The sequence below is a fragment of the Paludibaculum fermentans genome (assembly GCF_015277775.1).
Taxonomy (GTDB): Bacteria; Acidobacteriota; Terriglobia; order Bryobacterales; family Bryobacteraceae; genus Paludibaculum; species Paludibaculum fermentans.
Map to the genome: position 1 here is coordinate 1,482,834 of NZ_CP063849.1, position 14,846 is coordinate 1,497,679.

The following is a 14,846-nucleotide window of genomic DNA, read 5'->3' on the forward strand; positions in this document are numbered from 1 at the left end:
CAGTTCATCTTAGAAGATGAACTTGAGGGCCAGCTGCACATTGCGGGGTTCGCCGAAGCCGAGGCCAGGCGCGCCCGAACCGTTACGCGTGTTCGTGATCAGGCCGAAGCTGGTCGAAGAGCCCAGCGACGAACCCGGATTGGCATAGTTCGCGCGGTTGAAGAGATTGAAGATCTCGACGCGGAACTGGGTGCTGATGCGCTCGGTGATCGAAGTGTTCTTGAACACCGAGAAGTCGAAGCTGCCGAAGCCCGGTCCGCGAATCGCGTCGCGGCCGATGTTGCCGAAGGTGCCGTTCGCCGGACGGGCGAAGGCGGCGGGATTGAACCAACGGACAGCCGTGCCGCTGGTGGGCTGCACGACATTCGCGAAGGGATCGCCGACGACGTCGACACGGTCGCGCGAATCGGCGCTGCCGCTGACGTTGGTGCCGGCCAGGATGTCCAGCGGTTCGCCCGTGTGGGCCGTAATCAGGCCGTTCACCTGCCAGCCCTTGCTCAGGCGCTGGAGGCGCTGGCCGAACTGCGGCACATCGTAGGTGACATAAGCGGTGAAGATGTGGCTGATGTCGAAGCTGGCCGGACCGCGCTCCTTCGAAAGGTCATAGCTGTTGGCCGGCAGCGCGTTGCGGACGTTCGACCCGTTGTCGATCGCCTTGCCAAACGTGTAGTTCGCCACAGCCGTGATGTGCTTCAGGCGCGTCACCCGCAGCTGGCTCTGGAAGGAGTGGTAGTTCGAGTTGCCGATGGAGTTCAGCTCGTTGATCGAGGCCAGCGTGGGATACGCGCCGTTATAGGGGCGGCGTTCCTGGGTGGTACCGGTCGTGCCGGGCACCGGAGCGTTGATGTTGCGCAGCAGCGACAGGTGATGACCGGCGCTGCCCACATAACCGCCCTGCACCATGATGTCGCGGCTCAACTGGTGCTGCACGTTCAGGTTGAAGTTCTGCACGTACGGCACGCGGAAGTCCTGGCTCACCGAGAAGACACCGAACGGAGGACGCGGGTTGGTAGCGCCAAAGATCGGGTCATCCTTCACCAGCGTGAAGCCGCTGCGGATGATCGAGTACACCGGATTCGGGCCGCCCGGATTGGCATGCACGCCGGCCGCGCCGCCATTCGGCACGCCCGTGTTGGCCACGATGAAGTTCAGTGGCGGAACGTCGTAGAAGAATCCGTAGCTGCCGCGGATCACCGTCTTGGCGCTCTTGCCCGGCGTATAGGCGAAGCCGAAGCGCGGAGCGAAGTTATTCAGGTCCTTCGGATACAGGCTGCCGAAATCGACGCCAGGCGTCACGAAGCCCTTCCCGGGGATGAAGTTCGTGATCGTATTCTTCTCGTCGGAAAGCACGCCGTGGTAGGTGTAGCGCACGCCGAAGTTGAGGTTCAGCTTCGAGTTCACCTGCCAGTTGTCGTGCACCCACCAGTCGAAGGAGTTCTGCCAATAGTCGCGCTGCAGTTGGCCGCGCACAATCTGTGCGCCGTTGTTGCCCGTCACATAGCCGGCCAGGAAATCGGCCAGCGCCTTCTGGCTGGTGCTCAGGGTGCCATCGGAGGCCCAGGGACCGGCGGTGCCGTCAAAGCTGAAGGAGCCGCGCTTGTTCGTGTCATAGAACACGTCCAGCCGCGCCCGGCGGTATTCGCCGCCCACCTTGAGCTGGTGTGCGCCCAACGAGAGGTTCAGGTTGGAAGTGATGTGGCCCGTGGAGTCGATGCGGCCCAGGGGCTGCGTGGCGCTGGCGCCGGCAAAGCCGCTGATGCGCATCGTGGGCGAGCCCTGCAGCGTCGATTCCGTCACGCCGGTGTTCAGGCCGAGCGCGATGGGGTTAGCGCTGGTGTCCAGATCATTGAACACCTGCAGGAAGTAATTCACACCCAGCGTGGTCTGCAGCACGGCGCGCGGCGAGAAGATGTCGTTCAACACCACCGACATGTTGTGCATGTGGCTGGGCGCCACCTGGAAGTATTCGCGGTACGGCACACCGGAATCGGCGATCTGCGTACCCGTGCCGCCAAAGTAGCGGCCCGCGATCGTGTGGTTCGACGTAAAGCGGTGGTCGATCTTGATGATCCCGTTGTAGCTGTTGTAGTCCGCCGAATCGGCGGCCACGAAGTTGTTGGCGGTCGCCGGAGCGTTGTTGTAGCGCGACGGCCACAGTGAACGCAGGCTCGTCGACACCGGATTCACCGCCACGCCATAGCGGTTCAGGATGCTGGTGGCGTCCGCAATCCACGCGTTCGAGGGATGCGTGTTCAGGAACGACAGGCCGGCCACGGCCTTCTGCGCTTCACCCGTGACGAAGAAGAACGTCTTGTCCTTGATCACCGGGCCGCCGGCCGAGAAGCCGTACTGGTCGTTGCGGATCTTGCGCTTTGCACTGCCCGGCGTGGCGAAAGGCGAGTTCGCCGCGAAAAACTCGTTGCGGTTGAAGTAATAGGCGCTGCCGTGGATGTCGTTGGTGCCGGACTTGATCACCAGGTTCACCGACGCGCCGCCGTTGCGGCCGGATTCGGCGCTTGCGTTCGACTGCACCGCGAACTGGTCAATCGCTTCGATCGGCAGCAGCGTACCGGCGATGCCGGCGACGCCGCCCTGGTTCACGGCGCTGGCGTTGTGGAACGCATCGTTGTTGTCGGCGCCGTCAATCTGGTAGTTGTTGCCGGAGGTGCGCATGCCGTTCACTGAACCGGACGAAGGCGACACACCCGGAGCCAGCTTCAGCATCTGGCGGAAGTCGCGGCCCATCATCGGGACCTCGGCGACAATCTTCGGACCCACCACGCCGGTCAGCGCGGAGGAGGTGGTTTCCAGCGTGGCTGCATCGGCCGAAACTTCCACTACGGCGGCCTGCGTGGCGACGCTCATTTGCAGTGTAAGATTCGTTACTTTCGAGACACTGACTTCGATGTTGGCCACCTTGACCGTGGAGAAGCCGGCCTTGGTCGCGGTGAGTTCATAGATGCCCAGGGGCAGGTCGGGCAGCGAAAAGTCGCCGGCCTGGGAAGAGAGTGTGGTGCGCTTCAAACCCGTCGACGGGCTGTTCAACTGCACCGAAGCATCGGGCACTGCGGCTCCAGAGGCGTCTGTCAACGTCCCGGAGATGGCTCCTCGGAATGTCTGTGCAGGCATCAGCGCGGCGAGCGCCAACGCCAGAGAAAATACACCCTTGGCGTACTTGGGAAGACTCATGCGGTAAACCCCTCAGCAAATTCAGTCGGTGTGGTTTAGCCTGCGTGGCTCAACGGAGACAGCGCTGGGGGGCGCCTCGTGGCGCAAATCCCGGAAGCAGGGCAAGACTGCCTGTTTCCAAAGATTAACATCCCGCAGGCGGCTGGGGGTATTAAAAATTTCTATTGGGCGAATGTGAAGCGTCCCGACCAGATGCGTTGATTTTCATCGACTTCTGGTTGATACATGTAAACCTGAACGGGGACGATTCGCCCGTCCCGCAGCGTCGCGGTGCGGCGCAGCCGGACAAATTCGTCACCCTCATAGGCGTCCAGATCGGCCAGCAAGGCAGGCGAATCCGGCAGTTGAGCCAGTTGTCCGTGGACCCAGGCCGCTTCGCCGTCCAGCGGATCCTTCATGCCCGGATATCCACCCAGCGTGTACAACCGGCCAGGTACTTTGGCCTCTGAAGGCTGGCCGCACGCCCGCCAAAGCCGCAGCGACCATTGATTATCGACCCCGGACATCAGCGTGCCGTAGACGAACAGGAACTCGGTCTCGAACGTAGCCATTTCTCTTGGAATGCGGACCCCCTGGCCCGCGGCCGATCCCCTGACCGGCTCTGCACTTCATTTGACAGGTACCACAAACCGCACACCCCGCCCAACCCGCCATTTCTTCCTGTTTCGCAACAAATGTAATTCAGACCATTTCGGATCCTTCATTTTCCAGCTATCATAGTCCTCCGGATGCATAGTCGACGAGCCTTTTGTTTCATCGGGGTAAGCCTCGTCCATGCACGCGCTTTCACGCCGCCCCTGAACCCGTCCGACCGCAAATCCTTCCGCTCCTGGTTCACCTGGCTGGCCGAAGCCCTCTATCAGATGCCGGAGGCCCGCCGCCCTCGCGAGGTGGCCGACTGCTCCGCCCTGCTCCGTTTCTCTTACCGGGAAGCGCAGCGGCCCCACACCGCCCAATGGGCCTCGGAGATCGGCCTCGACTGGATGCCCCCGTTGCCGGAGCTCAAGCACCCCACCCGCGAATCCGCCTTGTTTCAGGTGGCCTCCGGAGCCATGCGGCAGTTCGCCGACGCCGAGCACCTGATGCGCTATAACACGCGCCTCATCACGCGCGACATCCATCTCGCCCAGCCCGGCGACCTGCTCTTCTACCGTCAACTGGTGCCCAGCCAACCCTGGCACAGTATGGTTTTTTTGGGCCCCAGCAGCTTCGAAACGCTGCGGGAGCCTTGTATCGTCTATCACACCGGACCGTCGCGCAACGATCGCGGCGAGATCCGGCGTCCTACGCTCTCGCAGCTGCTAGGACATCCCGAGCCGCGCTGGCGGCCGTTAGCTGGCAACAGCAATTTCCTGGGTGTGTTCCGTTGGAACGTTTTGTGTGAATCGGATTGAATCTATGCGTCTCGGTTATTGCCTGGTCCCGTTAGCCCTTCTGGTTTGTAGCGCTCCGGCGCAGGAGGACGAAGGGCGCATCTATTTCTCGTTGAACTCCGACCATCCCGTGCGGGCTGGCGAGTCCATCCCGGTCCGCGTGCAGGCACAAGGCATTCGCAGCCTCGACTTCCGCCTGTACCGCGTGAACGATCCCGTCAAATTCTTCCGTCAACTCGACGAGCCGCACCGCTTCGGGGGCGCCATCCGCCCCACGCCCAAAGCGCGCACGCCCATCGAAAAGTTCGCCGCCTGGAAACACCGCTGGCATGCCCGGGCCCGCGATGTCGTCCGGCAGCAGTTCACGCCCGACAACCGCCACAGCATCCGCGCCGCCATGCTCAAGGAGCCGGCGCCCGCCGAAAAGAAGAAGGCCGGCGCGAACAAGGGCGAGGAGTTCGCCGGAGTCTCCGTGCTGAACCCCCAGCAACTGGTTCGCTCCTGGACCCAACCCATTCAGACGCCCAACCGCTGGGAAGCCGCCACCGTTCCGGTGGAATTGAAGGACAAGGGTCTTTACGTCCTGGAAGCCACCAACGGCAAGCTCCAGGCCTATACGATTCTCTCCGTCACTGACCTCGCGATCATCACCAAGACCACCCCCGGAAAACTACTCGTCCGGGCGGTCGACCGCGTCACCGGAGCGCCGCTGGCCAATATCCCCATTCAGGTGTATGACAGCGGCACCCGCCAGGATATCGCGCGTTCCTCCACCGATCCTGACGGGCTCCTCTCCGTGGACGTTAAAGAGGTGTCCGAAGAGGGCGCCGTCGTGCTGGCCCACCGCGAGAAGGATTTTGCCGTCACCACCGTGGGCGGTTACAGCCTCTCCACCGAACGTGGACGCAACTTCATGGGCTACGTGTACACTGACCGGCCGGTGTATCGCCCCGGCCACCCGGTGCACTTCAAAGCCATCGTCCGCAACACCATCGGCGCTGGCTACCAGATCCCCGACCAGTCCGATGTCCAGGTCCAGGTGGAAGACCCCGAGGGCAAGACGCTGCTGAAGAAGAAGGCGTCCCTGACGAAATACGGCTCGGTCTCGGGCGACCTCACCCTGCCGGCCGATGCCGCCATCGGCTACTACAGCGTGAACGTCAGCCTCAGCGGCGACGACCACGAGATGAAGGCGTTCGGCGGCTTCAACGTCGAGGAGTACCGTAAACCCGAATACGAAGTAAAGGTGACCTCCGAGACGCCGCGCACCATCCAGGGCGGGCACGTCAAAATGAACGTCGACGTCAAGTACTACTACGGAGAACCCGTAGCCGGCGCCAGCGTCAAGTACACCGTCCACCGCTACCGCTGGTGGGCGCCCTGGTACGAGACCGACGAAGACATGGGCGACGAGGACGAAGAGGGCGGCGGCTACGGCGGCGAGCAGGTGGCCGAAGAAACCGCGAAACTCGACAGCCAGGGCCATCTCACCATCGATGTCCCCACCACAGCGAATCCCTACGACTCCGCTTACCGCGTCGAGGCCCGCGTCACCGATTCGTCGAACCGCGAAGTGGCCGGCTCCGGCAACTTCGTGGCGACCCGCGGCTCGTTCTTCATCACCGCTGAACCGGAGCGCTATGTCTACGGTCCGGGCGACCCGGCCCGCATGCGGGTGGAGACTCGGGATTACGCCGGCGCCATGGTCCCCAATGTCTCCTTCCATGTGGAAGTAGCTCCGCACGCCAGGAAGGGCGGCACCGAACCCGCCATCCTGAAACTGGAAGGCAAGACCGGGCCGGACGGCAAGGGCCAGGTCGAGTTCCCCGCCCCGGTCAGCGCGTCCTATCAGGTGAAGGTCTCCGCCGCCGATACGGCCGGCCGGGCCATCGACGATATCAGCTGGCTGTGGGTCTCGGGTGCCTGGGCCGAAAGCGGCACAGCCGACCAGCGCATCGAAATCATCCCCGACAAGAAGTCCTATAAGTCGGGCGACAAAGCGAAGATTCTCCTGGTCACCAATGTCCCGGACGCCGATGTCTGGCTCACGCTCGAGGGCAAGACGCTCTACTGGTCGAAGTTCGTCCACGCCAAGGGCGGGACGGCGACCGTCGAGATCCCCATCGAGAGTTCGCACGCGCCCAACGTCTTCGTCGACGCCACGTTCCTCAGCAACAACACCCTCTATCGCGGGTCGAAGTCGCTGAAGGTGCCGCCGGTCGAGAAGCAGATCCAGGTGGAGGTGCAGTCCAGCAAGGCCGAGTACAAGCCGGGCGAGCCCGCGCAATTCACGGTCACAGCCAAGGACAACCAGGGCAAACCCGTCGCCGCCGAGTTCAGCCTCGGGGTGGTCGACGAAGCCATCTACGCCATCAAGAAGGAAGCGCAGCCGGATATCCTGAACGTCTTCTATGGACGCACCTGGAACCGGGTGGGCACCGACACGTCGATGGAGTATTACTTCTACGGCGAGGCCGGCAAGCGCCGCATGCAACTGGCGCAGATCCGCGACCGCAAGTCGCGTGCCCAGCTCAAACCAGACAAACTCGTAGAGCCGAAGATCCGCAAGAACTTCCCCGATACCGCCTACTGGATCGCCGATCTCAAGACCGGCAATGACGGGCGGGCTTCCACCGAAGTGACCTTTCCCGATTCGCTCACCACCTGGCGGGCGACGGCACGCGGCGTCACCGAGGATACGAAGGTCGGCGGAGCCGTTCAGCGCACCATCGTCCGCAAGAACCTGATGGTCACCATGGCCACGCCGCGCTTCTTTACGGAAGCCGACGAGGTCACTGTGCCGGTTCTGGTTCGCAACTACACGGCGGGCGAACTAAAGGTGAGAGTGTCGCTCGACGCACAAGGCGTCCAGATCCTCGCCGGAGCCACGTCGGAGATCACGGTCGCGCCCAAGGGCGAAGGCCGGGTCGACTACAAGTTGAGGGCCAACGCCGTCGACAAAGTCGTGCTCACCGCCAAAGCGCTCACCACCCAGGAGAGCGACGCCCTGGAACTCACCTTCCCGGTCGAGCCGTATGGCCTGAAGCTGATCGATCCGCTGCAGACCAAGCTCCAGCAGAAGAGCCAGTCGTATGACTTCGCCGGCAAGTTCCCGAGCGATGCCCAGCAGAACTGGCGGGCCGTCACGGTCCACCTGACGCCCTCCGCCGCCGGAGCCGTCTTCGGCGCTTTGGAGTACCTCATCACTTACCCCTATGGCTGCACCGAGCAGACCATGTCCAGCTTCCTGCCCAACGTGGTCGTCAGCCAGGCCCTCAAGGAGCTGAAGCTGCCCGCCAACATCGACCAGAAGGATCTTGCCAAAAAGGTCAAGGCCGGGCTGGAACGCCTCTACGACTACCAGCACGAAGACGGCGGTTGGGGCTGGTGGAAGGACGACGCCAGTGACCCGTTCATGACCGCCTACGTCACCAGCGGCCTCAAACTGGCCGCCGACGCCGGCTACAGCATCGACCTGTGGCGGGTGAACAACTCCTCCACGGCTCTCGCTAAGATGCTGGAAGGCAAGGCCAAGATTGCGCCCGATACGCGGGCGTACATGGTCTATGCCTTGACCCTGGCCGGCCACCAGACGAAACCGCAAATCGAAGCCATCTGGAACGGCCGCGATGAGATGACGAACTTCGGCCGGGCCCTGTTGGGCCTCACGCTCTACCAGGCCAAGGACGCGCGCGCCGCTGAGGTCGCCACGAACCTGGCCGGCCGCATCAGCAAGACCACCGACGGCTCCTTCTGGGAGTCGAACCGGGATCCGATGCTCGACTTCGACTCCGAGAACTCGCTGGAGGCCACGGCCTTCGTCGTCAAGTTCCTCTCGAAGCAGCAGCCCACCAGCCCGCTGATCGACGAGGCCACCCAGTGGCTGGTCAACCATCGCGACCAGGGCTACTACTGGGCGTCGACGAAACGAACCGCTTTCGTCATCTTCGGCCTCACCGACGTGCTGAAGCGCAGCGGCGAGCTGAAGCCTGACTACCAGGTCAAGGTGACCGTCAACGGGGCCGAAGTGCTCTCCAAGCGCTTCACTGCCGAAGACGCGCTCAGCCCGCAACCCGTCAAGATCCGCGTCCCGCTGAAGGGCAACGACGCGAATCCCAAGGTCACGGTCACCAAGAACGGCGACGGCGTCCTGTTCGCCTCCGCCCGCTGGGAGTACCGCTCGAACGGCACCGAAAGCCGGCTGCGCGGCGACACTCCGCTCAAGATCAACCGCAACTACTACCGGCTCAACCCGGTGAACGAGGGCGGCAAGATCATCTACAACATGGAGCCGCTGAACGGCGAAGCCAGGCTGGGCGACCTGGTGGCGGTCCGGTTGTCGGTCTCCGGCCAGGAGAACCAGCGCTACCTGCTGGTGGAGGATCCGCTCCCCACCGGCGCCGAAGTGGTGGCTCGCGACGATCTCTATCAGGTTCGGGGCCAACCCGCGTGGTGGACCACCTGGTGGTCGCGCCGCGAAGTCCGCGACAACCGCGTCTCCTACTTCCCGTGGCGTATGCCCAAGGACGGACTGGAGTATGTCTACTTGATCCGCTTCACCAACGCCGGCGCCTTCAAGGTGACCCCGGCCCGAGTGGAGCCCATGTATAAGCCCGGCCATCTCGGCTGGAGCCTGCCCGCTACTTTCGAGGTGCACCAATGATCGCGTTCCGCCGTTTGCTCTCCCAGAAGCTGCTCTGGATTGAGGAGACCGCCCTGGTGGGCGCGATCCTCGGTTCCGCCTACGGCTGGCTGGCGCTGCCGGTCGCGACCACCCTGCACCTCGTGGAGCATGCCCTTTTGTTTCTGCTGATTGTGGGGCTCGTCTGGCTGGCCTTCCGGCTCGCCAACCGGGCCCTCGGTCCGGTGCAATGGGGCAAGGCCATGACCGTGCCGGCGTTCTGGATCGCCGCCGTGGTCACGCTGGTGATTGGCTTCGTTCTGCCGTACTACCTGATCTGGTGGATCCCCGAGTTGGGGTCCATGACGGCGCAGGCAGTGAGCGCCGGCATCCGGTTCGTGATCGCCGGGTTGCTGTTCACCGGGTCGATGCTGTGGCTGCACTGCACAGCGACGGCTACTTAATCTGTTCGCGGTTGTCCAGTACCCACTGGAGGCTGTTCTTCTTGACGAGCGCGTCAACCCTGGCGCGCTCGGCAGGATGAGTGAGGCCGTTCCCCAGGTAATCGGCCAGGCCTTCGTCGAGCCACAAGGCCAGCGGGGTCCTGCTGTTGAGCCCCAGCGCCACGTGTAGCATTTCGTGTTTGAGGGCGCTCTCGCTGCGCGGCTGCATGTGGATCACCCGGCCGCGAGTCACGGCGGCGACTTTGCCCGACTCTCCGGTGGAATCGCGATAAACGACAACTGTTGGGTAGACTCTAACTATAGGTCTTTTCAGGACTTTCAAGCCGGTCAGGCGTTCCGCCTCGGCCAGGGCGCGGTCTGCCTTGGCCGGCAAAGCCTCATCGCCCGGCGTTCCGGCCGACCAAATGTCCACGCGTTCCCCGCGTAGAATCTGCCATTGGATGTCGGTGGCGGCGATGCCGGCCCGGGTTCCGGGGAAGTACGCCTGGAGGATCTGCTCCCACTTCATGCCGGCCTTGCCACGTTGCTCGGCGCCGATCTGGCATAGGCCTACGCCATGACCGGTGCCATAACCACGGAATACCGCCTGCTTCCCAGAGACTTCCACGTCATAGTTGCGGCTGCGGAGCAGATTCCAGCCCAACTCGCGCCCCACCAGCAGATGGAGCCGCTCCGCGTTCACTAAGCCGCGGTTGGTCCGGAGGGCGAGGGCACGGCCGGAGGCGGTCCGGGTCTGGACCTCCATCTCCTGCAGCCCCGGCAGGCCGAGCATTCTGGACAGATCCGTCCAGGCGATCTTGGCGGTCCAGGGGTTCCGGCCGGCTGACAGGCAGTAAGTGTCCTCCTGGCTGGGCAGGTAGGAGCGCCGGGCGGTGGGCCAGATCTCCGCGGCGGCCGCGGTTTTTCCACCGCAATGTCCGGTGTAAAACACCGTGGCCGGACGGCCGTTGCTCCACAAAATGACGCCCTCGGTCGCCTCGACCGCGGCGCGGAGCCGGGCGGTGACGGCACCCACCCGCGCATCCTGGCAGTGGGTGGTTTCGCAGTAGTCGAATCCTTCCGAATTGTGACGGTTTCGATTGACCCGGGCGTAAGTACGGATGACGACCGCCATCGCCTTGAGCGCCTCGTCGGACTTCATTCCGCCGGCTTCCCCGGCAATCACCCAACCGACATACTCCTCCAGGTTGACGTGGACTATTCCCTTGTCGGCCAGGCGGACCCGTGCCGTCTGGGCCACCACGGGCCAGACGAGCAGGATTAGCGCGAGGATGCGAAGCGCTGCCACCATTCGAAGATCTCACGAGCGGCGGGGGCCGCGTCGGTCGCGCCATGGCCCAGCCGTGTATGGGCGACCACGATGACCTTGGGCTGGCGGGCCGGAGCAAAGCCGGCGAACCAGGATCCTTCACTGGTCGTTCCGGTTTTGCCGGCGACCTGGAGATTGGACAGGGCGGCGAGCTGGCCGGTCCCTTCGGTGACAGCGCGCTCGAGGCCCTTCCGCAGGATCGGGTCCGGGGAAGCAACCACCTGGAGGTAAGCCTTGGCCAAGCCCATCACCGTGAATTCTACGCCTTCCAGCCCCAGCGCCTGCAACTGCAGATCCTCGACGCTGCCGGCCAGCCGGGCGCGAGCGCCATATTGCTGCAGTTTGTGCTGGAAGAGACGCGCGTCGAGGCTCCTCGCCATCGCCGCGAACCAAGCGTTGCAACTGGCGGCGAGCGCCACCTCCCCGTCCACCTGGGTCAGGACCGGAACGTGCGTGCAGTCGACGCGATGGCCGCCCAGGAAGAACGGGGTGGTGCAGCGGGCCGGCACGCGCCGGGGCAGGTTCATCCACGTCAGTGGCTTGATGGCGGAGCCGGGCGGAGCCCACTGTTCCCGGGCGCGCAGCGGGTCGTCGCAGCGCAGCACTGCTCCGTCCGGGACTCGGATGGCGACGGTGCAGGCCGCGGGCGGCACGAGCAGGCTCAGTAGTGCCCGGCGGGTGATCATGACAAGCCGAAGAGCTGGAAGTACTTGGCGGGCACCTTCACGGGGCGTCCGTCCTTGAGGAACAGGTGGCGGGTCTCGCCGGTGGCGAGCAGGGCTCCGTCGGAGGCGTTGGTGATTCTATACGCAAAAGTGATCATGCGCGGGTGAGCGTGCTTGATGACGGCATGCGAAATGACTTCGTCGTCATAGCGGGCGGGTTGGTGATAGCGGCAGTTGGCCTCGGCCACGACCATGATGAGGCCGTCGTTCTTTTCGATGTCGCGGTAGCGCACGCCGCGCACCCGGCACAGCTCCGTGCGAGCCATCTCCATCCAAATCAAATAGTTCGCGTGGTAGACCACGCCCATCTGGTCTGTTTCCGCATAGCGTACGCGGAAGTGTACTTCAGAAGCTTCAGGAACCGTTGTGTCCACATCTTATAGTAGCCATGGCGGAAACCGGGAGTGTCCTACAGGCGTCTGGTACCATGGCGCTTAGCGTGACAATTCGCGTTCTTTTCTTCGGACAACTCAAGGACATAGCGGGGCTTCGCGAGGAGCATCTGCTGGTGGAGGAGGGCCTGCGGCTGGACGATCTGTTCGCCCAGTATGCGGCCCGCTTCCCGTCCATTCTCAAGATGCGTGCCAGCATTGTGCTGGCCGTGAACCAGCAATTCGCGCTGGACAACCCCGAACTGCGCGACGGCGACGAAGTGGCGTTTCTGCCGCCCGTGAGCGGCGGGACGGGCCAGTTCTCGCACGTCATTGAAGACCAGGCAGGGCATTTCTTTGCCTTGACCCGCGACCCCATCGACACAGCGGTCTTGCGGCGGCGCGTGCTGCAGGGCTCCGACGGCGGGATTGTCCTGTTTGAAGGAGTGGTCCGGAACAACTCGGACGGCCGGCGCACTCTTTACCTGGACTATGAATGCTATGAAGCGATGGCAATCCGGGTGATGGCGGACCTGGGGCGCGAGATCGCGGGCAAGTATGAAGTGGGCTGCATGGCGATGGTCCACCGCTTGGGCCGCATGGAGATTGGGGAAGCGAGCGTGGTGGTGCTGGTGTGCGCTCCGCACCGCAAGCCCGCCTTCGACGCGGCGCTGGAAGGCATCAACCGGCTGAAGAAGCTGGTGCCGGTTTGGAAGAAAGAGTATTTCGAGGACGGCGCGGTATGGGTGGAGGGCGATTGGGACTCATCAGTCGCCGGGCGCTGATCGCTGGTTTGCCGGCGGTCACGGCACTGGCACAAGACCCGGTCATCAAGGTCGACGTCAAACTGGTTCGCATGCTGGTGACAGTGAAGAACCGGATGGGCGAGCTTGTCGGCGGGCTGACGAAGAACGATTTCCAGATCACGGATAACGGCGTGGAGCAGGAAGTGGCTCTGTTTGAGCGCAACACCGTGCAGCCGCTGTCGATCGCCATGCTGGTGGACCGGTCGCGCTCGACGCAGCGCGAGAAGGCGTATGAAATCGAGTCGGTCAGGAAGTTCTTCAAGGCGCTGTTCAAGGAAGGCAACGAGCGGGACCAGACGGCTCTGTACAGCTTCAATTACGAAGTGCGGTTGCAGACGGACTATACGCGCCGCATGGACAAGCTGAACAGCGGCCTGAATGCCCTGCGCAGCGAAGGCGCCACGGCGATGTACGACGCCATCTACCTGGCCAGCGAGGATCTGGACCGGCGGGAAGGCCGCCGCGTGGTGGTGGTGGTGAGCGACGGCGGCGACACGTTCAGCAAGATCAAGTTCCAGCAGGCGCTGGAAGCGCTGCACCGCGCCAATGCGGTGATGTATGCCGTGCTGATCGTGCCGGTGGCGAACGACGCCGGGCGGAACCTGGGCGGCGAGAACTCGCTGACGACGCTGACCAACTGGACCGGCGGCAAGATCTTCTTCCCCTCCCTGGGGCTTTCGCTGGACCAGGCGTTTGAGGACATCCTGCGCGACCTGCGCACGCAATACCTGATCGGCTACTATCCGAAAAACGTGCCGCCCGGCAAGCAGCGTTTCCATCGTGTGGCGGTGGCGGTGGACAAACCGGGCTTCTCGGTCTCGGCCCGAAACGGCTATTTCGCCGACCCGACTCCGTGAGCCGCGCTGGGTTACCATAGAAATTCTAGGAGCCTTCCCCACTTGCCCAAGTCGAAAGCGCCCGCGCAAACCTTTGTGGAGCCGCAGTATCTGACGGAACTGGTTCAGAGCAAGGCCCCGGTGCGTGTGAAGCTGCTGACCGACGAGGAATACGAAGGCTACATCGAGTATTGGGACGCCGGCTTCATCCGCCTGACGCGGACCGATGGACCGAATCTGTTCATCTTCAAGGACCAGATCAAGTACATCGCGGAACTGAAGGACTGACGCGCGCCCGTTCGAGACAATGGCCAGCTACCTGGAAACCGCTATCGATATCGCCCGTGAAGCGGGCGCGCTGCTTTCCCAACACTTCAACCGGGGCATCGCCTACGATCTCAAGGGTGAATACGACCTGGTGACCGAGGCCGACCGGGCCAGCGAAAAGCTGGTGGTGGAGCGGCTGAAGAACCACTTCCCGACGCACAGCGTGCTGGGCGAAGAGGGCGGCCTGCGAGAGAGCAGCAGCGAATACATCTGGTATGTCGACCCGCTGGACGGCACCACGAACTTCGCGCACAGCTACCCCGCGTTCAACGTGACACTGGGGCTGGAGCGCGCCGGCGAGCTGATTGCGGGCGTGATCTTCGACCCGGTGCGGCAGGAGATGTTCGCGGCGGAACTGGGCGGCGGCGCGTTTTTGAACGGCCGGCGGATTCACGCCAGCAAGGCGGCGACACTGGACGTTTCGCTGCTGGCCACGGGGTTTCCGTCGAGGAAGCGGCACCAGAGCGTGAACGTTCATTTCTTCCACCAGGCATCGATGGTGACGCACGGCATGCGGCGCAGCGGATCGGCTGCGATCGACCTGGCGTACGTGGCCTGCGGACGGCTGGAAGGCTTCTGGGAATTCGGACTGAATCCGTGGGATATCGCGGCCGGATTATTGCTCGTTCGAGAGGCGGGCGGCCGGACGACAGATATGCACGGTGGTCCGGCGGAATTGCACGGGCCGCACATCGCTGTCTCCAATTCGTTGATTCATGACGAGTTACTCGCGCTGTTCAGCGATGTGTTCGCGGGCCGCTACCGCTATCCGATGCCGCCCGTAACGGGTTAAACCTCTTTCGCTTCCTTTACTTATCGATTGCG

General features: G+C 63.4%; 12 protein-coding genes. 7 read left to right on the plus strand and 5 right to left on the minus strand.

Annotated elements, in window-relative coordinates; translation table 11 throughout:
- Positions 1-9 precede the first annotated feature (9 nt).
- Positions 10-3,189, minus strand: a complete 3,180-nt coding sequence (locus IRI77_RS05855) for a TonB-dependent receptor (protein WP_194451137.1) — start codon at positions 3,187-3,189, stop codon at positions 10-12.
- Between the two features lie 161 nt (positions 3,190-3,350).
- Positions 3,351-3,740: a gamma-glutamylcyclotransferase family protein gene (locus IRI77_RS05860; protein WP_194451138.1), complete on the minus strand. Its 390-nt coding sequence runs from the start codon at positions 3,738-3,740 to the stop codon at positions 3,351-3,353.
- Between the two features lie 177 nt (positions 3,741-3,917).
- On the opposite strand from IRI77_RS05860, the gene IRI77_RS05865 reads away from it, so the two are divergent.
- The 3 genes from IRI77_RS05865 to IRI77_RS05875 are packed head-to-tail and all read left to right on the plus strand — an operon-like array spanning position 3,918 to position 9,647.
- Entirely contained in the window at positions 3,918-4,583 is a 666-nt protein-coding gene (locus IRI77_RS05865) for a DUF1175 family protein (protein ID WP_194451139.1), read from the plus strand.
- A gap of 4 nt (positions 4,584-4,587) precedes the next feature.
- Positions 4,588-9,225, plus strand: coding sequence for an alpha-2-macroglobulin family protein (locus IRI77_RS05870; RefSeq protein WP_194451140.1), 4,638 nt, complete (start codon positions 4,588-4,590; stop codon positions 9,223-9,225).
- Positions 9,222-9,647 (plus strand): hypothetical protein, encoded by a 426-nt coding sequence (locus IRI77_RS05875; protein ID WP_194451141.1) that lies wholly within the window; start codon positions 9,222-9,224, stop codon positions 9,645-9,647. The genes IRI77_RS05870 and IRI77_RS05875 overlap by 4 nt, the downstream gene beginning before the upstream one ends.
- Here the strand turns inward: IRI77_RS05875 and IRI77_RS05880 are convergent.
- The 3 genes from IRI77_RS05880 to IRI77_RS05890 are packed head-to-tail and all read right to left on the minus strand — an operon-like array spanning position 9,640 to position 12,055.
- The gene (locus tag IRI77_RS05880; RefSeq protein WP_194451142.1) at positions 9,640-10,938 is read right to left on the minus strand and encodes a SpoIID/LytB domain-containing protein; all 1,299 of its coding nucleotides are present in this window, start codon (positions 10,936-10,938) and stop codon (positions 9,640-9,642) included. The two genes, IRI77_RS05875 and IRI77_RS05880, sit on opposite strands and share 8 nt — an antisense overlap.
- Complete coding sequence (locus IRI77_RS05885) at positions 10,908-11,642, minus strand: penicillin-binding transpeptidase domain-containing protein (RefSeq protein WP_194451143.1); 735 nt, start codon at positions 11,640-11,642, stop codon at positions 10,908-10,910. Before IRI77_RS05885 ends, IRI77_RS05880 begins: the two co-directional genes overlap by 31 nt.
- Complete coding sequence (locus IRI77_RS05890) at positions 11,639-12,055, minus strand: acyl-CoA thioesterase (RefSeq protein ID WP_228486617.1); 417 nt, start codon at positions 12,053-12,055, stop codon at positions 11,639-11,641. Before IRI77_RS05890 ends, IRI77_RS05885 begins: the two co-directional genes overlap by 4 nt.
- A 65-nt stretch (positions 12,056-12,120) precedes the next feature.
- On the opposite strand from IRI77_RS05890, the gene moaD reads away from it, so the two are divergent.
- The 4 genes from moaD to IRI77_RS05910 are packed head-to-tail and all read left to right on the plus strand — an operon-like array spanning position 12,121 to position 14,814.
- Positions 12,121-12,837 carry a molybdopterin converting factor subunit 1 gene (gene moaD, locus IRI77_RS05895; RefSeq protein ID WP_228486618.1) on the plus strand — a complete coding sequence of 239 codons (717 nt, stop codon included), beginning with the start codon at positions 12,121-12,123 and terminating at the stop codon, positions 12,835-12,837.
- A complete protein-coding gene (locus tag IRI77_RS05900; RefSeq protein WP_194451145.1) occupies positions 12,810-13,715 on the plus strand; it encodes a VWA domain-containing protein in 906 nt (301 codons plus the stop codon). The genes moaD and IRI77_RS05900 overlap by 28 nt, the downstream gene beginning before the upstream one ends.
- A gap of 42 nt (positions 13,716-13,757) precedes the next feature.
- On the plus strand, positions 13,758-13,982 hold the full coding sequence (locus IRI77_RS05905) for an Hfq-like protein (RefSeq protein ID WP_194451146.1): 225 nt from the start codon (positions 13,758-13,760) through the stop codon (positions 13,980-13,982).
- Between the two features lie 19 nt (positions 13,983-14,001).
- Positions 14,002-14,814: an inositol monophosphatase family protein gene (locus IRI77_RS05910; protein ID WP_194451147.1), complete on the plus strand. Its 813-nt coding sequence runs from the start codon at positions 14,002-14,004 to the stop codon at positions 14,812-14,814.
- The last annotated feature ends 32 nt before the right edge of the window (positions 14,815-14,846 follow it).